20 protein-coding genes are annotated in these 21,962 nt (G+C 41.4%); 4 read left to right on the top strand and 16 right to left on the bottom strand.

What is annotated here, in order from left to right; genetic code table 11:
• Window positions 1–113: 113 nt before the first annotated feature.
• Window positions 114–908: a (2Fe-2S)-binding protein gene (locus tag K7887_RS08335; RefSeq protein ID WP_223493098.1), complete on the bottom strand. Its 795-nt coding sequence runs from the start codon at window positions 906–908 to the stop codon at window positions 114–116.
• A gap of 61 nt (window positions 909–969) precedes the next feature.
• The gene (locus K7887_RS08330) at window positions 970–1,962 is read right to left on the bottom strand and encodes an ABC transporter substrate-binding protein (protein ID WP_223493097.1); all 993 of its coding nucleotides are present in this window, start codon (window positions 1,960–1,962) and stop codon (window positions 970–972) included.
• A 233-nt stretch (window positions 1,963–2,195) separates the two neighbouring features.
• Here K7887_RS08330 and K7887_RS08325 point away from each other — a divergent pair, with 233 nt between their 5' ends.
• The 3 genes from K7887_RS08325 (at window position 2,196) to K7887_RS08315 (ending at window position 6,121) form a co-directional block, all read left to right on the top strand.
• Window positions 2,196–3,041, top strand: a complete 846-nt coding sequence (locus K7887_RS08325; protein WP_223493095.1) for a patatin-like phospholipase family protein — start codon at window positions 2,196–2,198, stop codon at window positions 3,039–3,041.
• A gap of 20 nt (window positions 3,042–3,061) precedes the next feature.
• Complete coding sequence (locus K7887_RS08320) at window positions 3,062–4,423, top strand: MFS transporter (protein WP_223493094.1); 1,362 nt, start codon at window positions 3,062–3,064, stop codon at window positions 4,421–4,423.
• Window positions 4,424–4,846: 423 nt separating this feature from the next.
• Window positions 4,847–6,121: an ATP-binding protein gene (locus K7887_RS08315; RefSeq protein WP_223493093.1), complete on the top strand. Its 1,275-nt coding sequence runs from the start codon at window positions 4,847–4,849 to the stop codon at window positions 6,119–6,121.
• Between the two features lie 54 nt (window positions 6,122–6,175).
• Here K7887_RS08315 and K7887_RS08310 read toward each other — a convergent pair whose 3' ends face one another.
• From K7887_RS08310 to K7887_RS08250, 13 genes are all read right to left on the bottom strand, one after another.
• Window positions 6,176–6,889 carry a hypothetical protein gene (locus tag K7887_RS08310; RefSeq protein WP_223493091.1) on the bottom strand — a complete coding sequence of 238 codons (714 nt, stop codon included), beginning with the start codon at window positions 6,887–6,889 and terminating at the stop codon, window positions 6,176–6,178.
• Window positions 6,890–6,999: 110 nt separating this feature from the next.
• Window positions 7,000–7,374: a TraR/DksA family transcriptional regulator gene (locus K7887_RS08305; RefSeq protein ID WP_223493090.1), complete on the bottom strand. Its 375-nt coding sequence runs from the start codon at window positions 7,372–7,374 to the stop codon at window positions 7,000–7,002.
• 67 nt (window positions 7,375–7,441) lie between these two features.
• Window positions 7,442–8,326 carry a TIGR01777 family oxidoreductase gene (locus K7887_RS08300; protein WP_223493089.1) on the bottom strand — a complete coding sequence of 295 codons (885 nt, stop codon included), beginning with the start codon at window positions 8,324–8,326 and terminating at the stop codon, window positions 7,442–7,444.
• Between the two features lie 45 nt (window positions 8,327–8,371).
• Window positions 8,372–8,884: a GNAT family N-acetyltransferase gene (locus tag K7887_RS08295; RefSeq protein ID WP_223493085.1), complete on the bottom strand. Its 513-nt coding sequence runs from the start codon at window positions 8,882–8,884 to the stop codon at window positions 8,372–8,374.
• Window positions 8,885–9,004: 120 nt separating this feature from the next.
• The gene (locus K7887_RS08290; RefSeq protein WP_223493084.1) at window positions 9,005–9,427 is read right to left on the bottom strand and encodes a hypothetical protein; all 423 of its coding nucleotides are present in this window, start codon (window positions 9,425–9,427) and stop codon (window positions 9,005–9,007) included.
• A 92-nt stretch (window positions 9,428–9,519) separates the two neighbouring features.
• Window positions 9,520–9,969: a GNAT family N-acetyltransferase gene (locus K7887_RS08285; protein ID WP_223493083.1), complete on the bottom strand. Its 450-nt coding sequence runs from the start codon at window positions 9,967–9,969 to the stop codon at window positions 9,520–9,522.
• 52 nt (window positions 9,970–10,021) lie between these two features.
• Window positions 10,022–10,642 carry an NAD(P)-dependent oxidoreductase gene (locus K7887_RS08280; protein WP_223493081.1) on the bottom strand — a complete coding sequence of 207 codons (621 nt, stop codon included), beginning with the start codon at window positions 10,640–10,642 and terminating at the stop codon, window positions 10,022–10,024.
• A gap of 601 nt (window positions 10,643–11,243) precedes the next feature.
• The gene (locus K7887_RS08275; RefSeq protein ID WP_223493080.1) at window positions 11,244–12,866 is read right to left on the bottom strand and encodes a long-chain fatty acid--CoA ligase; all 1,623 of its coding nucleotides are present in this window, start codon (window positions 12,864–12,866) and stop codon (window positions 11,244–11,246) included.
• Window positions 12,867–12,905: 39 nt separating this feature from the next.
• Entirely contained in the window at window positions 12,906–14,003 is a 1,098-nt protein-coding gene (locus tag K7887_RS08270; protein ID WP_223493079.1) for a CaiB/BaiF CoA transferase family protein, read from the bottom strand.
• The gene (locus tag K7887_RS08265) at window positions 14,000–15,574 is read right to left on the bottom strand and encodes a fatty acid--CoA ligase (RefSeq protein WP_223493077.1); all 1,575 of its coding nucleotides are present in this window, start codon (window positions 15,572–15,574) and stop codon (window positions 14,000–14,002) included. The genes K7887_RS08270 and K7887_RS08265 overlap by 4 nt, the downstream gene beginning before the upstream one ends.
• A 27-nt stretch (window positions 15,575–15,601) precedes the next feature.
• Window positions 15,602–16,753: a thiolase family protein gene (locus K7887_RS08260; protein ID WP_223493074.1), complete on the bottom strand. Its 1,152-nt coding sequence runs from the start codon at window positions 16,751–16,753 to the stop codon at window positions 15,602–15,604.
• Window positions 16,754–16,771: 18 nt separating this feature from the next.
• Window positions 16,772–17,947, bottom strand: a complete 1,176-nt coding sequence (locus K7887_RS08255; protein ID WP_223493073.1) for an acyl-CoA dehydrogenase family protein — start codon at window positions 17,945–17,947, stop codon at window positions 16,772–16,774.
• A 12-nt stretch (window positions 17,948–17,959) separates the two neighbouring features.
• Entirely contained in the window at window positions 17,960–19,483 is a 1,524-nt protein-coding gene (locus K7887_RS08250) for a long-chain-fatty-acid--CoA ligase (RefSeq protein WP_223493072.1), read from the bottom strand.
• Between the two features lie 195 nt (window positions 19,484–19,678).
• Here K7887_RS08250 and K7887_RS08245 point away from each other — a divergent pair, with 195 nt between their 5' ends.
• The gene (locus tag K7887_RS08245; protein ID WP_223493071.1) at window positions 19,679–20,143 is read left to right on the top strand and encodes a hypothetical protein; all 465 of its coding nucleotides are present in this window, start codon (window positions 19,679–19,681) and stop codon (window positions 20,141–20,143) included.
• 53 nt (window positions 20,144–20,196) lie between these two features.
• Here K7887_RS08245 and K7887_RS08240 read toward each other — a convergent pair whose 3' ends face one another.
• Window positions 20,197–21,939 (bottom strand): sigma-54-dependent Fis family transcriptional regulator, encoded by a 1,743-nt coding sequence (locus tag K7887_RS08240; protein WP_223493070.1) that lies wholly within the window; start codon window positions 21,937–21,939, stop codon window positions 20,197–20,199.
• Window positions 21,940–21,962: the final 23 nt, after the last annotated feature.

Genomic DNA, 21,962 nt, shown 5'->3' with positions numbered 1-21,962 from the left:
CCGCTCCTTCCCTTTCATGAAAAATGAATATTGTGAATTATTGTACAACAGGTTGTTTTAAAAAGTCACGATGAAATTTCCACGTGAACACTTAAAAAAAGCATTCGACACCTTTAACTCATTGTCGAATGCTCTGCTAAAACCTTATTAAATTTTTCTAGTCGCTCTGATTTTTTCATTCTCGGACAGGTAAAACATAAGTGTCCTCCTTCTGTTTGATAGGCAAGACAACATGAAGGTTTTAAAGGCATCGGGTCATTTAAATCCCATGGATTATCAATAAATATTAATTTTTTTGCATAGGGGTGTTTTTCGGTCATCACTCCCATGCAAGAAGATGGAGTTACTTCTTTAAACATTTCCAGAGTTTTTTCGTATTGCCATACATACCTTTCAGAAAGACATGAATGCTTCATACGATCTGAGATCCAATAGAGACTATGTGTCGCCTGATACCACATTTGTAGAAGAGTGTTGTTAGTTGAGGTGGCTTGCATCTGCAAAAATGTGGGCTTCATCATTTTTTCATAAAACTCCTCCACCCACTTTCTGTCCCCTTTTTCAACTAAATTTTCCGAATCAACGACAAATGAAATCAATTTCGTTCCACGCTGATTTTTATATAGTTGAAGTTTAATATTTTCAGCGGTGGCCTCCCATCCATCGGAAGATAAGAAATGCATACCTCCACATAAATATCCAAACCAGCCTGCAAGATACATGACCGTTACATCCTTTGTTGTTGCCTTAATTCCCTCTCCATAAAGGTCTAGTAGATTTTGTAGAATATTTGGTTGTGCCAGCTCCCTTATCCGACATTCCCAGACAACATCCGCTTTCTCTTGGTTCGTCATATAAAAGAAACTCTCCATCTGTTCCCACGTCCAAGCCCGTCCTTGAAGCTCCATCTTCTCCCTCCTTCTATAAAAAGAAGGCTGACAGCAGATGCCAACCTTCTTTATTTTCAAATTACATTTCTTCCATATACTTTACGATATCTTCTAATAGAAGATTTGCCGCCTTAATTCCACCAGACAGGTTCCAAATGATTTCATCTACTTTGTATGCAGAATCCGTTTGAGCAACATTCAGTTTTTCATAAAGAGGATGCTGCATCCATGCTTCTTGCATTTTTGTTCCGCCTTTTTCCTCATCATAATCGGCATTGAAGTAGAACATAACGTCTCCATCCATGCCGCTCATCTGTTCTTCTGTAATGACTTCCATGAAATTATCTTTATCTTGTGCTTCTGGACGTGCAAATCCTAAGTCAGAAAGGATCGTTCCTGCAAATGTATCTTTTTGATAAATGCGAACCGTTGTTGGCAAGAAACGGACAACGGAAACTTCCATATCCAATTTATCGCCTAATTTTCCTTTTACTTCTTCCACATGCTTATCATAGTTTGCCATTGCTTCTTTGCCTTCTGCCTCTTTGTTCAATGCTTTTGCGTATAGTTCAAAGTTTTGTTTCCAATCTCCCGCTAAGTCCTCCGAGAATACAGTTGGAGCAATCGCTTCTAATTGTTCATAGATTTCTTCATGACGGATCTTGTTTCCAATGATCAAGTCAGGTTGCAGGCTTGCAATCGTTTCAAGGTTTGGTGCTGTTTCTTCCCCTAGCTCTGTTACCCCTTCCATTTCATCTTTGATATGAGCATACCACTCTGTCCCTACACCAGGACTAGCAGCACCAACCGGAGTTACTCCAAGTTCCAATACTGCTTCTGTTCCTTCGTTTGTCAGAACCACCACTTTTTTCGGCGTTTCTTCAATCGTTGTTTCCCCCATCGCATGTTGAACCGTGTATTCCGTGGACTCTTCTGTTTTTGTTGCTTCATTGTCTTTAGAACTGTTCTCACCTGAATTGCTTCCTGCATTGTTTGCCCCGCATCCAGCTAAAATTAATGCCAATATACTGAAAGTAAGCAGTAATTGAATAAACCCTTTATTCTTTCTCATTTATATCTCCCTTTCTTCGGACTGTAAATCAGTCTATGTAATTGATAATGATTTTCATTATTATTATAGGTCGCGAAGACTAGGAAAGCTATGCACTTTTTGAACATTTTGCATGGACTTTTTGTCACACACATATTTTCAGGCACCGTTTCGGACAAAGGTTGTAGTCGTTTGTTACAATATGCTTTATGAAAAGAATGGAACTTTTAAAGATATGAAAAGAGGGATAGACGTTGTTGAACAGTGGATTAGTACTTGAAGGCGGAGGTATGCGCGGAGTATATACTGCCGGAATTTTAGAATATTTTATGGAAAAGGACTTATACTTTCCATATGTGATTGGTGTTTCTGCCGGAGCTTGCATGGCGGCTTCCTATCTATCCAGACAGCCGGGTAGGAACAAAAAGGTCAATATCGACTTTGTTGGAGACCCTAGATATCTTTCCTATCGTAACTTTTGGAAAAAACGGCAGATGTTTGACATGGACTTCTTATTTGATGAAATACCGAATAAACTTGTTCCTTATGACTATGAAACATTTTTGAACAGAACGGAGCAGTTTGTGGTCGTGACGACGGATTGTCTGACAGGCGAACCTATCTATTACAACATGGATCATCACGGGGAAGATATGCTTCAACTGATACGTGCATCAAGTTCCCTTCCCTTTGTGGCACCAAGCGTTGCTTATCACGACCGAATGCTTTTAGACGGGGGAATCATTGATCCCATTCCCTTAAAAAAAGCTCAAAAAGATGGTTTTGAGAAAAATGTCGTGATTTTGACAAAGCCTGTTGGCTACAAAAAGAAAGCAAGCCGATTTTCTTCCCTTTTCAAATACAAGCAATATCCAATTATTTCAGATCGCCTTCAGACACGTTACAAGCTCTATAATGAGACATTGGACTATGTTGCTGCGGAGAAGGAATCTGGTTCCACTTTTGTATTCCAGCCAAGCAAGCCTTTACCTGTAGGCAGAATGGAACGGAAAAAAGATCGTCTTCAAGCCCTTTATGAACTGGGATATGAGGATGCGAAAAACAACTACAAGGCACTACAAGAATTTTTACAAAACTAAGATAGAAACTGGTGAGACACATGGCATCACATGCTGCCGATTATAAAGAACTAGAACAACCCGTTATCCAAGAAAACAAAATCATCCTTATATGGAGCGCCACCGTTTGGCTTGTTGTCATGAATACGACTATGTTCAACGTTGCCTTGCCAAGTGTATTGAGCGAGCTGAGCCTATCCTCTTCCACCGCATCTTGGATTGTATCTGGCTATTCTATCGTTTTTGCCATTTCAACCTTGACCTATAGCAGATTGTCGGATTTTTTACCGATTAGAAAATTGCTGAGCATAGGTCTTGGCTTATTGGCCATTTCCTCGATTATCGGTTTCTTTTCGCAAGATTTTATCTGGCTATTGGCCGCGAGATTATTGCAAGCTGCAGGGGCCGGGGCTGTCCCGGGGCTTGCCATGGTGTTGGCGGGACGATATATCCCTATTTCCAGAAGAGGAAAAGCGATGGCCTTTATCTCTTCTGCCGCCTCCCTTGGGTTTGGACTTGGCCCAGTAATCGGGGGACTGATCACCCAATACTTGGGTTGGCATTACCTTTTCGTCGTAACAGGATTCGTCTTACTGCTCTTGCCCTTGTTTCGAAAACTCTTACCTCATGAAGAAACACAGAAGATTAAATTTGACTACCTTGGTGGTTTGTTAATTGGTATTGGTGTTACAGGACTTTTACTTTATCTTTCCACTTTTAAGGTACCAATTTTACTGGTTAGTATTGCAGCACTCTTATGGCTATGGCGTCATATACACAGAGTTTCTACTCCTTTTATTCAACCTGCTCTGTTGAAAAACAAACAGTTTGTAAAGTTGTTGGGTATTGGATTTGGTGCATTTGTTTCGCATTTCTCGGCGTTGTTTTTAATGCCTATTATGCTGGCGGTTATTTTTAACAAAGAACCTGCAACCATTGGCTTGCTTATCTTTCCAGGGGCCATCCTTTCTGCCATCGCTGCTCAATTTATCGGCAGATTCATCGACCGCTTTGGCAATATGCCACTGATTTTGTTCGGTCAGGTGTTTTTAATCATTTCCACATTATCATTCGGACTGCTCGGGAATCTTTCCCCATATGTGATTTTGGTTACCTATATGTTTATGAGCACAGGATTTTCAGCACTCACTTCAAGCATTTCCAATGAGATTTCAAGGATCCTGGATAAGTCGGAGCTTGGTGCCGGCATGGGGATCGCCCAGCTTGTCCAGTTCTTCGGCGGTGCGTTTGGAGTGGCGTTGACTGGGTTGTTGATTGTATGGCAAGGAGACTTGCCAGTAGAAGAGATATACCGCAATATTTTCTTGGGAGTAACAGGGCTGTTGTTACTGACCTCAATTGTGTTTTATCAGTATAAGAGAAGTAAAGGGAGACAGTCTTGATCAAAGAGTCCTGCTAACTCACGCACAGTTAACCCCTTTGGAACGCGAAGAAGAACTCTTGCTTTAGATTTAGATTTTCATATTAGAGAAGTCTTCATGACTCGAATGAGGACCTCTCTCTTCCCATTTTCACGCTAGAGAGGTTTTCATTACGAGGATGAAGACCTCTCCCCTTCTTTTTTCAGTCTAGAGAGGTCTTCATACCTCCTATCAAGACCTCTCTAACATCGATTTTCACCAACAGAGGTCTTCATAAGCCCGATGAAGACTTTACCTCTTCTTTTTTCACGCTAGAGAGGTCTTCATAAGTAGGATAAAACCGACAGTCCACTCACGACTGTCTTTTTTATTGCCTCCATTACATTTTCTCAGTAAAATAAATAGTGTTAAGAAATAACTACCAAAAATGGAAGAAGGACTTTCATGCAAAAAACACCTTACTTAATTCACTTCAATGAAAAAGACCGCGCAGAGATCGGGAGCTATTATGATTTCGGCTATGTGGTCAGCAAACTAAAAAATGCCTTACACCACAAATATGGGACTGACTTTCATCTGTACGCGGATGATGAAACATCCAATGAGATTTGGGAAGTACTTGAAGAGGACTTAGAGTTACATCCTGAAAAAGTAGAACCTGTTACCCATGTATTTGATGGATTAGAAACAAGAACAATCTCCTCTAATCACAACCATGATCAGCTCGAGTTTATAATCAAACCGCGTCTTTCCAACACTCTATATTACTATAAAGAGTATGAAGTAGCTGTGGTCAGATGCCCTATTTTTCAAACTCATACAGAGAGCATCCATGATTTTATTATGGCCAAAAATAATGAAGGCCTCTTAACCTTTTTAAACTATGTAATTAAAAGAAAGCGGGACTACACGAAGAACTATGTCACCGTATTTACCGATACGGAAAACGGTATTGAAAGCACAAAAGAGAAAATCACCACCTTTGTTACTCGTGATGATGTTTTCTTAGAAGAATCTCTTAAAAAGGAAATCTATCGTTCTATCGACGAGTTTTTTACAGATAGCGGCTCCTTCTTTAAAAGATATGACATTCCTTATAAAAGAGGAATCTTACTTTACGGAAAGCCGGGTAATGGAAAAACCACGTTGGTGAAGTCCATTGCCAACAGCATTACTGCTCCTGTTGCATACTGGCAGATAACGGAGCATACTTCAAGCTACTCCGTCCATGAAGTATTTTCCACCGTAAACAGGATGACACCGATGGCTTTGGTGATTGAAGATATTGATTCGATGCCGATTGAAGTCAGATCCGTCTTTTTAAACACATTGGATGGTGCAACTTCTAAGGAAGGCATTTTCCTCATCGGCACCACCAACTATCCAGAGAAAATTGACCCTGCTCTCATCAACCGTTCCGGACGCTTTGACAGAGCATACGAAATTAAACTTCCTACTCTGGAATTAAGAATGGGCTATTTGAAAAAGAAGAATATGCTTCAATTCATTTCGGAGGAAGAGTTAATGAAAATCAATCAGCTGACGGATGGATTCTCTTATGCACAACTGAATGAATTGTACACTTCTGTCGCCTTGCAGTGGCATTATGAAAAGGCAGTGGACGTGGAAAAGATTTGTGCGGACTTACAGGCAGATAATAAGAAGAAGAAAAACTTTAAATGGGATACGGATGCTGAACAAGTTGGCTTTATTAGATAATAAAAAGCAGGAGACCTATGCTGATTAGCGCAGGTCTCTTGCTTTTTATCGGGACTAGTCCCAGTAATTAAATAGAAAATCCCCAAGTGTTGCCGGTTTCCAATGTTTGATACTATAAATTTCCCAATCAGTTAACGTGCGATTTATCTGTTCTTTATGGAAAGGCTTGTTAAGTTCCTCCACCGTGTAGACTTTATAGGGGGGAGGAAAGTAGGATGCTAACTTGTGATGATCAATAAATTTCTTTGGGTAGCTATCCACTTCATGGGTGAAGGCTACATGATAATCATTACATAGAATAAATATTGGTCCATCCTTTAACTCAAACTTTACAGCATGATAGCTGCACACACCAAGTTCTTCGTGAACATGAGGCTTCACATGAAAAACGCCTGCTATTTGTTTACATAAATCATGAAAATAAACAAAATCAAATGTACTAAACTCCTCAGCAGGAAATGTAGTTAGAGTGCACCTTCCTATAACTCCAAGCTTTCGTTCAACTTGAATTGTATGCTGGCTTACTTCAGGGCTAGCGAATAACTTCCGGAAATCATTTGGGGAAAGCAGGCCGGGTCTTTCATAACCTGATTGATCATAAGCATAGATATGCCCCCAGGCAGTTTCTCCTTCAATTAACGAATAGCTGAAATTAAGAATTTCGTCATTTAAATTGATGGTGACATGAACGTCATAACTATTAATAAAAGTACCATCCGTGCAAGGCACTTGGTGATTGTACATTAGACTCGTGCTTGTGATTTTCATATTCGCATACCTCTTTTTTGATTTTCTAACTATATATTAGATAAAGGGAGGCATTTATCCTGCCATATAAAAATAAAGCCACCGGATTACCGGTGGCTCTTTAATCAATATCATTCACCTTTATCAAACTTCTCCTGCGCTTGCGCAGTCCGCTTTGCATAAGGCAAGGCTTCAAGCCGCTCGTAAGGAATCTCTTCCCCTGTATCGACACATGTACCATACGTTCCTTCTTCTATTCTAGCTAAAGCTTCTTCAATCTCACCTAGCAATTTTTCATCAATCTGTTCAAAAGTCTGTTCCTGTTCTCGTTCCACTCTCTCAGCGTTACCTTCTGCCAAGTGGTTGCCAATCCCAGTAGTAATTTCTCCTGTAGATTCGCGCAAGGACTCGTCCAATATACTGCTTTCCTGCTTCTTCTCTATGCTTTCTTTCATCTTTTTCAGTTTGGTTTGAAGTGTTTTCTGCTTGTCTTTGGTTAATGTCATTTCTATCTACTCCCTTCATCTAGTGAAGGTATACCCTTTGAAACACGGAATAAAACAAACCGAGATTCTAGTATAAAATCTCTGCTAATGCTTCATCTATCTTGGGATACTTAAATTGATAGCCCTCTTTCTGCAACCTTTCAGGAATGACCCATCTGCTTTTTAAGATTAACTCTGTTTCCGTCCTGATTACTACAGCGCCAATTTCGAGCATCCACCTTGGTGATGGCAACCCTATCTTTCTATTCATCTTCTCTCTCATCTCAGCCATGAATTGCTTGTTTGAGATTGGATTGGGTGCAGAGCAATTGAGCACTCCCTGCAAGTCTTTTCTATCTCTAATGAAAAGCATGATTCTATAAACATCCTCTATATGTACCCAGCTGAACATTTGCGTTCCTGGCCCCTGTATTCCACCCAGGCCGAATGTGACCAGGTTTTTAAATGGAGTCATAACACCACCATCTTTTCCAAGGACAATGGCAATTCGCAATGCAGCCTGTCTTGTTTGTGGCAAGTTAAAATCAAAGAATGATTTCTCCCAAGCTTTTGCCACTTCGACGGAAAATCCCTCTCCTATTTCACCAGTTGTTTCCGTCATTGGTCTGTCCTCCGCATGGCGGTAAATCGTTGCTGTACTGGAGTTGATCCATAGTTCAGGAGGATTAGAAGCAGATTCGATTGCTTCTCCGAGAATTCTTGTCGTCTCCGTCCTAGAATCAAAAATTTCTTTTTTATTTTTCTCATTATAGCGGCAATCGACCGACTTTCCAGCCAAATTGATGACTAATTCCGCATTGTCGACCGCGGCTTTAATTCCTTTCGTATCTGTCCAGGCTATATGTTGAGGCTGCCTTGAAATAATGATAACTTCATAGTTCAGTTGAATAAACTGCTTTTCTAGGTATCTCCCAATAAACCCGGTTCCACCTGCAAGCACAACTTTTTTCATCGGTTATGGTACCTCTTTTCTAGAATTTTAAACTTACTGTATTTCTTATTCCCATTCTTCCTCCAAGATCGAGTAATAATATTCATCCCACCAATCCTCGCCGTGGGGGATGCATTTCTTGAAAAATCCTTCTCTCCTCATTCCTGCTTTCTCCATAACGCGATAGGATGAGATGTTCTCAGGCTGACACGTTGCAATGATTCTATGTAGGCCAAGTTCATTAAAACCATATTCCAAAACACCTCTAGCCGCTTCAGTCGCATAACCCTTTCCTTGATAGGAGGGATTAAATACCCAACCAATTTCATATGTGTGATCGCCAAAATATTTATGAAAAACCATATGTCCAATCAAGGTATTACTCTCTTTTACTATAACTGGGAAGTTCTCCGCATTGGTCCCTCTATTCTTGGTTACAAATTGTTTCGCTTTTTCCTCGGTATGGATTCCCTCAGGAATATACTTCATCACTTCTTCTTTTGATGTATAATCATAGACGGCTTTGCAATCTTCGACTTCAAACTCACGGATTAGTAATCTATTAGTACTTATATTCATCAATTTTCTCCTTAAATGCTTTATACCAATTATTTCAAAACCAAGAGATAAACTCAATCTTTTGATTCACTCCAATTAAAAAATCACGTTCCGATTTGAACGTGATTTTTTAATTAGGACTTACTCTCTTTCTAAAATTAAACTTTCTTCATATTCCTCCCATTTCCCAAAAATGAAGATTACTTCTTTTTTCTTATCTAAATATGTACATCCCGAGCATTCCGTTCTCCCACTCTGAAACACAGTTGATTTCTCCAGTGAAAACGTTCCACCCAATCCCGGATTCCCCACTTTATCAGTGATGAAATAGTGCAAATAAGGAAGATTATCTATTTTCTCTTTGTTACCTTTATATCTAATTTTTGTGTCATACTCTATTTCTGTACCAACTAAATACATGTTATGAACCACATACCAATTTTCATTTTCACCTTTAAACGTTATTGATTTTGGTCTCCCAAACAAATTTGTATTCTCTGCACTTGCATAGGTGGTCCCTGAAATTAAGACTAATATAACTAAAGATAACAATTTTAATTTCATCTTCATTTGCTCCTAGTTTTTAGTTTAATATTTAGTTTCAGGTATAAAAATATTCATGCTTTTTTTATTTGGTTCATTTTACAATTTATAATTTATAACTTCATATAGTGGCTTGATTTTGGAAAACAACTGTCCTTTGAGAATCCTAAAGAAGTATAAAAATCGTTACCTTGTTCCGTGTCAGTATGAAGCACTAAAATTTTATAATGTTTCTTTGCTTCGGCTATTAACTTTTGAGCCAAGAGGCTACCCACTCCATGTCTTCTATACTCTTTACTAACATAAAACCTTCTCATCCTACCAATGCATTGGTCTATAGTATATGGGTCATTATTTAAACCACCAATGGCAATTAGCACGCCTTCATCATTGAACACGCCAAATAAATATTCTCCTGATTGATTAAATGTATTAGTTCCACTTTTGTAATCCGTCATTAATCTTTCAACAAACCGAAATCCATCTTCTTTGCTTTGTTCTACTAATTTATTCAAATCAAAATTCAACACGTTATGAATTTGATGCACTTCGTATTTTTCCAAATGTATCCCCCTATTTAAATGTTCCGGTCCTATACTTATCTAAAATTGTGGATTAATAAGCAATACCTACTCGCGATCTTATATAATCGCTACTTCTTATCTGATTAAATGCAAATTCAGCTGTATCCGGCACAGATATTTCAACTCCACCCTCAGGGAGAAAATTTTGTTCTACCCGATATTTACCTATCCTCTCTCCATCAGGCAAGTACGTTGGACAGACAATAGTCCATTTGAGTGTTGTTTGTTTGAGCATTTCAAAAACCTTATGGTGTTCTTTTGCTGCACGGGTTGACTTACGCTTTGATTCACTTGATTGATAACGCAATAAATTTGGGGTAATTCTACTTTGGAGGATGCCTGCAGTTCCTATAGTGATAATCCTTTGTATGCCCTCATTTTCCATTGCCTTGATGATAAGTGGCATACTCTCTGATAAAGTGGTTGTTCCATCAGTATTTAGTGCACTAATCACTAGGTTATTTCCAGGCATTACACGTGCGATATCATCTTTATTTAGAACATCACCTTGGATAATAGTTAGATTTGCATGATTAATTTGAATCTTATCTGGATTACGAACTAATACAGTGACATGATGATTGTCGGTAATGGCATGTGAAAGTATTTGATTTCCAACTCGTCCAGTCGCACCTAAAATTAAAATGTTCATGAATTGAGAACCTCCTTTGTAAATACAAGTAATCCGCTATACTATTAATGTTATTATATCTTTTTTCCAATGAATAAGGTTACTTTAAGCATTTGGATGTCGTCATTCCCTTTACAATTAAGTCCAAGAACAATCTAAAACCATTCCACGTCCAAAGGAAGGTTCTAATCTTGCTTTGGACGTTTCCCGCTTTTCACAGAGCTTTAAAATAGTGGCCTTGGCCGGATCGTACTTTTCGCCTCATCTATGACATTTCAATGAAATTTTATTGTCACCAAGGTCTTGATATTTGCGATGAAGACATCTTTCCTCCTTTTTTGTCGTCACTAAGGTCTTCACGACCGCGATGAAGACACTTCTCCACCTTTTTTCTCGTCACCAAGGTCTTCATAACCGCGATGAAGACACCTCTAATCCTTTTTTCTCGTCACTGAGGTCTTCATAACCGCGATGAAGACACCTCTAATCCTTTTTTCTCGTCACTAAGGTCTTCATAACCGCGATAAAGACACTTCTCCACAATTTGATAATCTTATAATCTTCTAACCATAAAAAAACAGGCCCACGCAATACGTCAGGCCTGCTCCAATCTCAATATCCTTTACTCCACCGTACTTTTCATCTCTTTCTCCACAATATCCCTTAAAGCCCTTTTCAAGAATTTCCCTACCGATGTCTTCGGGATTTCTTCCATAAAAATCACTTCGTCCGGCAGCCACCATTTGGCGAACTGAGGTGTGATGAAATCAAGGATCTCTTGCTTAGAAACTTTGCCTACATAGGCTTCTTTCAGTACGACACATGCAACTGGTCTTTCCTGCCACTCGTCATGCGGGATGGCCACTACGCTTGCTTCGAAAACTGCCTCATGTGCCATGATCGCATTTTCCAGGTCAACAGAGGATATCCATTCACCACCGCTTTTTATTAAATCTTTTGTACGGTCAACGATTTTGACGACACCTTCTTCATCCACTGTAACCACATCACCTGTGTGAAGCCAGCCATCGATGAAGGCATCTGCGGAACGCTCGTCCTTGAAATACTCGTCTGCAATCCAAGGGCCGCGCAAGCATAACTCTCCCATTTCAACGCCGTTCCAAGCAACTTCCCCTTCTGCACCCACAATTTTCATCTCAAGGCCTGGAACCAACAATCCTTGCATCGAACGGATATCCAGCATTTTTTCTTCATCTAAATCTGTTTGATGACTTTTCAACCTGGAAACTGTGGCAAGTGGCGTTGTTTCCGTCATGCCGTACGCATGTAAGAAAGGTATGCCGTACTTTGTTTCAAAGGCCTTGATCATCCCACGAGGTGCAGCGGATCCACCACACAATATTGCCCGGAGGCTTGAAGTGTCATATGATCCTTTTTCCAATTCATTTAACAAACCAAGCCAGATGGTCGGAACCCCGGCAGTCAATGTAATGTTCTCGCTCTCTATCAATTCTGCCAAAAGTTGCGGAGTGAACTGAGGTCCAGGCAACACCTGTGTGGTACCGAACCAGGTTGCAGCAAATGGCAATCCCCAGGCATTTGCATGAAACATCGGCACTACCGGCATGCATGTATCATATTCCGATAACCCTGCCGTATCCGCCAAGCCTAGCGCATAGCTATGAAGCACCAATGAACGGTGAGAGTAGACGACACCTTTCGGATTACCCGTTGTAGCAGAAGTGTAACAAATTCCGGCCGCGTCGTTTTCATCGATATCTTTTACAAAAGAGAAGTTTGGGTCCCCTTCTTCAAGTAAGTCTTCATAGGAGAATACAGGATGTAAGGTAGTCGACGGGAGCTCTTCTTTATCTGTCATGATGATGAATGCTTTCACTGTTCCCAATTGGTCCTTTACCCGTTCCACTAAAGGCAGCAGGTCTTCATCCACAAAAAGCACCACATCTTCAGCATGATTAACAATATAAGTTACATGCTCGGGAGCAAGCCTGATATTAATCGTATGAAGCACTGCACCCATTCCTGGAATTCCAAAATAGGTTTCTAAATGGCGGTGATGATTCCATGCGAACGTTCCAACTCTATCCCCTTTTTGTACCCCCAGCTTTTCTAGTGCACTTGATAAACGTCGTGTCCGCTCTCCAATTTTTCGATAGGACAAACGCTGCACGCCTGATAGCGTTCTTGACACAACCTCTTTATTCGGGAAAAATCTTTCCGCTCTTTCCAGCATGGAACTGACGGTCATTGGTACATTCATCATCTGACATTACCCCTCTCGATTAAATGAATTTAGCTAACATTAAAGCTTGTCCAGCAATCTCACTGTATGTTCCCCCACAGATGGTGCAGGCTTAAACTCGTTGTTACTCCCACTGTGCATGGCAACCTTCACATTTCCTTTATCATCATGAAAAATACTATTAATCTCTTGAAAATATGGATATCTCGAAAGTTCCCCTACTTCCAACACCGGTGTTAAGCAGCAATCGATCTCTTGGCTAAAGGTTGTCCACTCTTCAAAAGTCCGACCCGTAAACAACTTTTCTATCTCCATTGAAACAGGATTACTGTCTCTTCTAACGGAAAAGTGTGCTCCAAGCCATTCTTCCCGGTCCACCGCTTCACAGAAATTCTGCCAAAACTTATATTCCAGTGCCCCTAGCGCCATAAAACGCCCATCCTTCGTTTCATAGATTCCATAGCTGATAAGTTCCCCATTCAGTAACGTGATGCCTTGCTCCTCCCCACTTTCTTGATGAATCATGAGATGTGTCCCCATAAAAGAAGCTGCAACGTCAGTCAGACTGATAGAATGGTAGCCTCCAAGACCTGACCGCTCCTTTTTCAATAAAAGTGCAAGCACCATTTCACAAGCAGCCATACTGCCAAAGTAGTCGGCTATGGTGATGGAAGGGTGAATGGGTCGGCCGGAGGTATCCTTTAATTGTGCCAACATCCCACTCAACGCCATATAGTTGATGTCATGGCTTCCAAGCTTACTCCATCTGCCATTGTTTCCGTACCCTGTAATGGAACAATAGATGATGTCTGGTTTATAGAGTTTAACAGTTTCATAATCAAGGGCGAACTTAGACATGACACCTGGTCTGAAGCTTTCGATAATTACATCGCAACCTTCAACCAAACGCATGACTTTATCCCTGTCACCCTCATTTTTCAAATCGAGGGATACACTCATCTTCCCATGATTATTTGCGAGATACACCACACCCGTACCATCACGTTTCACCCCAGTGTGACGGGCGGGATCTCCTGCCAATGGTTCCACTTTAATAATCTCTGCTCCAAGATCCGCGAGCCGTTGCGTGGCATATGGACCTGGTAGGTAGTTAGTGAAATCAAGAATTCTGATGCCTTCTAACAGTTTTTCCATCATCGGGATGGTGTTTCCCCTGTCACCAGCTCTTCCATCTGCTTCCTCAAGACAAACTTTTGAATTTTCCCGCTCGCATTTCGAGGCAGAGCATCCACAAACATGTACTTTCTAGGGCGTTTATAGCGAGCAAGCTCAGAACTGTTCAAACAGAAAGCATCCAGTTCTTCCTCTGTCAAACTATCATTCTTTTTCACCACAAACGCTGTTACCGTCTCTCCCCAGCGGTCATCAGGCAGACCGACAATGGCTACATCCAACACAGCAGGGTGTTCATAAAGAACATCCTCGACTTCCCGTGGATAAATGTTCTCTCCGCCGCTGATGATCATGTCATCCACCCGGTCTTTAACATATAAAAAGCCTTCTTCATCCAGATAACCAATGTCCCCTGAATGGTACCAGCCTTTATACATCGCTGCCGCCGTCGCTTCTTCCCTGTTAAAATAAGCGCTCATGATACATGGGCCTTGGACGAGTATTTCTCCCGCTTCTCCTGCAGGCAATATATCATCCGGATCACTTGGTCCATCTTCGTTCGGACGCACAATCCGAATCTCATGATTCAAGCAGGCCTGTCCCGCAGAACCAGCTTTCCTGAGCTGCTCTTTTTCAGATAGAAAGGTGATCGCTGGTCCCATTTCGGTCATACCATATGCTTGGACAAGAGAAATTCCTAACATGTCATGACACGCCCTGACAAGTGCCGGTGCCATTGGGGCAGCTCCGTATAACCCAAGATTCAGGCTGCTCAAGTCATACTCATTAAAGTTTTCTTGCAAGAGCATATTCCACATGGTTGGTGCGGCAAAAAACTTTGTCACCTTTTCCTCTTGGATCAGCTGAAGTACCTTTTTTGGTTCAAAGTGATGAAGGATGACATTTTTCCCACCAATATGAATCCTAGGGATGACAGCACAGTGCAGTTCCGCGCAATGAAACATTGGGGCCGTTACGAGTCCAATATCCTCCTCTTCAAGCTTCGTGGCGGAAATAACGATTAAACTCTGCTCAGCCATGTCTCTATGGCGATGAACGACTCCTTTTGGCCTTCCTGTCGTTCCGCTTGTGTACATAATGGCATATGTGTCGTTTTCCAGGACATTAATGGATGCTTCACCTGTTGAAGCAGACTTCAATTTTTCATGATAGGAAGAAGAATAATTAGTTTCTTCCCCATCTATAATCCAGAATCCTGTTTCTTCAAAGCGCGCCGCAATGGAACCAACTACAGGCTCCAATGCTTTTTCATACATCACGACTTTCGGCTTTGCGTCGTTTAGAATGAACGCCACTTCTTCAGGCTGCAGGCGGAAATTGATTGGATTGAAGACGGCTCCGATTTTTGCACAAGCAAGCATTGTCGTTGCAAGTTCCTCTGTGTTAAAAAGTAGCGTGGAGACCCTGTCCCCTTTCTTTACTCCTTCTTTCATAAGGGCATTGGCTAACCGGTTCACTTCCACATTCCATTCTTTGTAGGTATACCGTACATTTTTCTTCACATCATAAAGCGCTTCTTTATCCGGAAACTTTTGTACTGTAAGATCAAAGATTTTTCCAATTGTTATTGACATCTTCATCCTCCTACTAATGTTTAAGTATCAGTCAAGCCTTTCAATGATGGTCGCGTTCGCCATTCCATGACCCTCACACATCGTTTGGAGGCCGTATCTTCCTCCAGTACGTTCGAGTTCATGCATCATACTGATCATTAATCTAGCTCCACTTGCCCCTAGTGGATGGCCTAACGCAATTGCTCCTCCGTTCGGATTGAGTTTTGCCGGATCAGCCCCTGTTTCCTTCAACCATGCCATCGGAACCGAAGCAAAGGCTTCATTGACTTCAAACACATCGATGTCATCAATGGAGAGGCCTGATTTTTGCAGCACTTTTTCCGTGGCCGGAATCGGTCCTGTCAGCATCAAGGTTGGATCGGACCCTACCACCACTCTTGTATGAACTTTGAAACGGGGCTTTAATCCAAGCTCCAACGCCTTTTCCTTCGTCATTAAAAGAAGTGCCGCAGCTCCATCACTGATCTGGCTTGCATTTCCTGCGTGGATGAAGCCATCTTCTTTGAACACGGTTTTTAATCCACCAAGCGCCTCCACCGACGTTTCCTTGCGAGGACCGGAATCTTCCTTCATCAAAAATGTTGAGCCATCTTCCAATGTCACTTCAATGGGCATGATTTCTTTTGTAAAATAACCCTCGGCTTGCGCTCTTAATGCTTTTTGATGGCTTTCATAAGAGAAGGTGTCTAACTCCTCGCGTGTAAATCCAAACTTTTCCGCAATTCTTTCCGCGGAAAGCCCCTGATTGATGATTTCATGTTTTTCTTGCAGCCTGTCACTGAATGGCGCCTTTTGATAGTTGGATCCCATTGGTACTCTCGTCATATTCTCTACTCCGCCGGCAATGACAACATCCATGTCACCTGAAAGGATAGCCTGCGCCGCAAAATGGACAGCCTGTTGACTGGAGCCGCATTGACGGTCAAGGGTAGTACCTGGCACTTCTATCGGAAAACCTGCAATCAAAGCAGCCACCCTTGCAATGTCCCCTGCCTGTTCTCCTGACTGTGTCACACAACCAAGGATGACGTCTTCCACAAGTCCCGCCTCAATCCCGGCACGCTTTACAAGCTCCTTCAATACTTCCCCGGCCAAATCATCCGGTCTGTAATCCTTCAGTAACCCTTTTCTTCTCCCGACAGGAGTTCGTACTCCTTCAACAATGACGACTTCTCTCATGGTGAAAAATCTCCCTTCCTACAATCCTAAATTTTTGGCAATGATCGTTTTCATAATGTCATTCGTTCCTGCATAGATACTAGCTACTGGAATGTCACGATATCTTCTTGCAATCTTGTATTCTTCCATATAACCGTAACCGCCATGAAGCTGCATGCACTGAGTCGCAATGTTTCTTGCAATCTCCGTTAGCTTCCATTTTGCCATCGATACCTTTGTCACGACATCTTCTCCGGCAATATGATCGGCGATCAGTTGGTCAAGAAAAGCTCTTCCCATCTCTACTTCTGTTGCCATTTCCGCTATCTTAAACTGAGTATTCTGAAATTGACTAATAGGCCTTCCGAACGCTTCCCTGCTTTTCACATAGTCAATCGTGGATTGCAGCATTTCTTCTGAGGCAATTTGCGCTCCTATTCCAACCAACAGCCTTTCCTGCTGCAGTTTATCCATTAAGTATAAGAACCCGCTACCTTCTTCACCCAGTAGGTTTTCCTTAGGAACCCTACAATCCTCAAAAAATAACTCGGCAGTATCTTGTGAGTGTAACCCCACTTTGTCCAGTTTACGTCCTCTAGAAAAGCCTTGATGTCCACGTTCAATAACAAGCAGGCTGACTCCTTTATGCTGAGGACGAATTTCAGTATCTGTCTTTACTGCCACGATCACTAAATCTGCGTGGATTCCATTCGTAATGAACGTTTTTGCTCCATTAACAATGTAATGGTCCCCTTCAAGTCTTGCAGTTGTTTTGATATTCGCAAGATCCGAACCTGTCCCAGGTTCCGTCATCGCAATGGCAGTAATCGTTCTACCAGTCACACAAGCAGGCAGCCATCTTTGCTTTTGCTCCTCTGTCCCGAAGCTTGTAATATATGGAACGACTATATCATTGTGAAGGGCAACGCCAATCATGCCTGTTCCGACACGCTCGAGTTCTTCGTTAATGACGACGGAATAACCCCAATCCGTTTCACTTCCACCGTATTTTTCATCAATATCGGGACATAGATAGCCCTGTTCTCCCATCTTCGTCCAAAACGAACGAGGAATGATGCGATCACTTTCCCACTCATCATAATATGGAACTGCTTCCCTTTCCAAAAACTTGCGCAAAGACTTCCTGAATTGTTGATGGTCCTCTGTTAAGTATGGATGTTTTCTTGGTTCTCTTTTTGTTGAAAGCGATTTCAAATCATTCCACCCCTATGCTTTTACTTGATTTAATTGCTGTCTCAGTTGATATTTTAGTATTTTTCCGGATGCATTTCTCGGCAGCATCTCTTCCACAAAAATTCTTCGTGGAACCTTGTAGCCTGCAAGCTTTTGACGGCAGAACTGTTTTAGTTCCTCTTCATTGACCACCTGATCTTTGTGAGGAACAACCACTGCACATACCGCTTCTCCCCATACCTCATCTGGCAGTCCGATAATAGCTGCCTCGAGAACTTGATGGTGCTCGTACAACACTTCCTCTACCTCAATGGAATAGACATTTTCTCCTCCTGAGATAATCATATCTTTTTTGCGGTCCACCAAGGTGATATTACCTTCTTCGTCAACGGTGGCCAAATCTCCTGTATATAACCAGCCATTTTTTAAAGCAGCTTTTGTTTCTTCAGGCTTTTTATAATATTCTTTCATGATGGATTCACCTTTTAAGACAAATTCCCCCACCGCGCCGACTTCAATATCCTGACCTGTTTCATCGACCACTCTTGCTTCCGTTAAAAACGAAGGCTTCCCATTTTTTCCGAGGTGTTTTTTGTGTCCTTCAGGGTCTAATAAAATCCCGTTCGGACCAGCCTCTGTTAAACCGCATAGATTGAAAAATTGGTCGTTTTTAAATAAGTTCATGCTCTTTTTGACAAGCTCTGGTGCCATTGGTGCTGCACCGTAACCACAGCGCTTAATGGAGGATAGATCGTAGCTATCTGCATTCGGTACCTGTAAAAGGAAATTGAACATAGCGGGCACTCCGAAGAAATGAGTAATCTTATGTTCCTGTATCGCTTGAAGTGTATGAACTGGATGAAAATCACGATGAATGAAATGTGTCGCTCCAAGTACCGTCCCTGATACAAGGAATAAGTTCAGCTGTGCAGAATGGAACAACGGTGCGATATGTAGGAAGCGCTCTTGCTGATTGATTCCCATACTGATCATCATGGAAAGGCCGACATTGAAGATTCGTTTGTGATCGAACAAAGCACCTTTCGGACGACCGGTCGTTCCGGAAGTGTATAAGATCTCCAAATCGTCGGTTTCGAAGACTTCCACGTTTGGATCCTCTTCGTTAGATGATAGTACTTCCTGGTATGATCTGTTTTCTGCAATGGTTGGCGTTCCAACCACTATCACTTTTTCTACATCGCTGCCTGGGGTTGCCTTAGCAATAGTTCCTTCAAATTCTTCGTCACAGATGATTACTTTCGCTTCTGACTGCTCTAAAATATACTGAATTTCAGTGGAGGTTAAACGGAAGTTCATCGGTACGATAACAGCACCAATCTTCGCACCTGCAAAATAAGAGAAAACAAAGCTATCCGAGTTTTTCATCATGAAAGCCACTTTATCACCCTTCGAGACACCTAAGTCTAACAAGCCGTGAGCAAGTTTATTTACTTCCCTGTTGAACTGGTCGTAATTATACTGTCTCCCTTCACAATCGATGGCAAGCTTTTCCGGCACCTTTCTGGCATTTTGCGACAGATACATTCCAATGTTCATACACTTTCCTCCCTTTTATTTGATTCATCCATATTTATGCAAGAACTGTGCCAAGACTACATAAACAACCTATATAGGGCTATCTTTTAAAAGTTCAAAAAAAGCGTCCAATATTCGGACACTTCTATGTATACACTGTATATAGTAGGTAGGATTGCACAAACTAAATTCATGTCGACCTAGAAGGTGATTATTGTGTTCGTACAACTTGTAATGTGGTCCTTTTTATTACTTCCCTGGCTCTTGCTGATTCCTCTGGATAAGCCAAAAGTTAAACGTTATTTTCCGGCAGGCTTATTTGGGGCTTTAGTGTTAACCTTTGTCTTTCAAATGGCAGAAAAATTTGACTGGTGGGAGATAAAACAAAATATCGTTCTTTTAGATAACATTACACCATTTGTCTATGGTGTCTTTTTGGTGGGTACCGTCATCATCCTCTACTTTACATATGAGCGATTCATTGTATATTTTGTAACAAACTTAATCGTGGATAGTTTTCTTTCCTTTGGATTAAGCAAATGGTATGAATACCTTGGCATTTATGAACTTATAAATATGAATGAATTTGGGGTACTACTTCTCACTACCGTCATTGCTCTCCTCATTTACCTTTATCAAAAATGGCAGGATGGCGCGATGATCAAAGAGGAATTTTCTTGATAATTAATGATAAAGGCGAATTCTTCAAAGAATTCGCCTTTTACCATTCACTCCTAATTCAACTGGTATTTCCTCAATTTATCATAAAGACTCGACCTGCTTATTCCCAGCATCTTCGCAGCCTTTGCTTTATTGCCTTTTGTTCTCGTTAAAGCTGCCTCAATCGCATGACGCTCTGCACTCTCGACCATCGACTCCTCTTGCGTTACCGCCGTTTCCTCCACTAACACGTGAGCGCTTCCAAGCATATAGTCCGGCAGATCCTCCACTTTAATTTTCCCGTGTTCTGCAAAAGTCATCGCCCGCTCCATCACATTTCGTAATTCACGGACATTTCCTGGCCAATGATAGGTCATAAGTATTTGTTTTGCCCTTGGCTCGAAGCCGGTAATGCTTGTTCCAATAACGCGGTTAAGCTCGCTCATTATTTTTTCGGAAAGGATTTGTATGTCCATCATTCTTTCACGAAGAGGCGGTATGAATAAAGAAATGACATTCAACCGGTAGTAAAGGTCTTCACGGAATGTCCCTTCCTTCACCATTTCTTCCAAGTTGCGATTGGTAGCTGCGATTATCCTTACGTCCACATGAATTCTTTTCGTGCCGCCCACACGATAGAATTCTCTCTCTTGCAACACCCTTAATAGCTTGGCCTGAAGGTTCAATGACATGTCCCCTATTTCATCTAAAAATAAGGATCCTCCATTTGCTAGGTCGAACTTTCCGATTTTCCCTCGTGATCTGGCACCTGTAAAAGCACCATCCTCATATCCGAAAAACTCTGATTCTAACAGGTCTTCTGGTATCGCCGCACAATTTACTACAACGAACTTCCCATCTTTCCTAGCCGAGCTGTTATGAGCGGCATGTGCAAACAGTTCCTTGCCAGTCCCGCTCTCCCCTCGGATTAATATGGTAGAACGTCCTTTTGCCGCTTTCGCAGCACTCTTTTTTATTTTTTCCATCACTGGATGTTCGGTTATGATATGATCCCAAGTAAATCTTGCATTTTCGGATTTTTTCAGTTCTGTATGATAAAAACTTGCTTTATTTTCTGCCTTCTGCAGTCTTTTGAAAAGTTCATTGACTTCATTCAACTGCCTGTACATTATTTTCACAATCGCTCCGACCACCCGACCTTCTTGTATGACCGGGATTCGGTGAATGATATACTTGATTCCATTTATTTCATGGAAATCACTAATATCCGCCTCTTCGGATTCATAAATCTTTGCTATTTGAAAATGCGGAAATACCTGATTCGTTTTTTTATGTAGAACATCTTGATAATCCATGTTAAACAATTCCAATAAGGAGGGGCTAACCATTTGAATCGTTTGTGTTTCATCTGCCAACAAAATCCCATCATAAGCATGATCCATTGCGGTCTGCAGCGATTGCTTCAGATTTAATGTTTTCGTTACATTCAGTAGACCCATCACCATATCCGCTTTCGTAAACAAACCAATTACTCTGTTTTCAGCGTCAACAACGACACCCGTCCCTACTGAACTGTTTCGAACAATTTCCTGCAATTCTTTAAATGGAGTGTCTTCCTTTAAGGAATACACCTCTTTTTTGACAAACTCCTTAATGGGAGTGGTAAGTGACCTTTCCTGTTTAACCATTTGGAATAGTTTGCTTCGCGTAAATACACCCATTAATTTCAGATTTTCATCCACTACAGGCAAAAGACCATATTTTTCTTCTTTCATGATATTTAATGCTTCTATGAGAGTTGTATCTTCTTTTATTTGATATGGAATTGGCGTTATCATTTCTTTTAATGAAATCACGGACTTTCCACCTTCTTGTCACA

The sequence above is a fragment of the Sutcliffiella horikoshii genome (genome assembly GCF_019931755.1).
Classification (GTDB): Bacteria; Bacillota; Bacilli; order Bacillales; family Bacillaceae_I; genus Sutcliffiella_A; species Sutcliffiella_A horikoshii_E.
The sequence above is the reverse complement of the archived record's forward strand: the minus strand, read 5'-3'. Positions and strand labels throughout refer to the sequence as shown.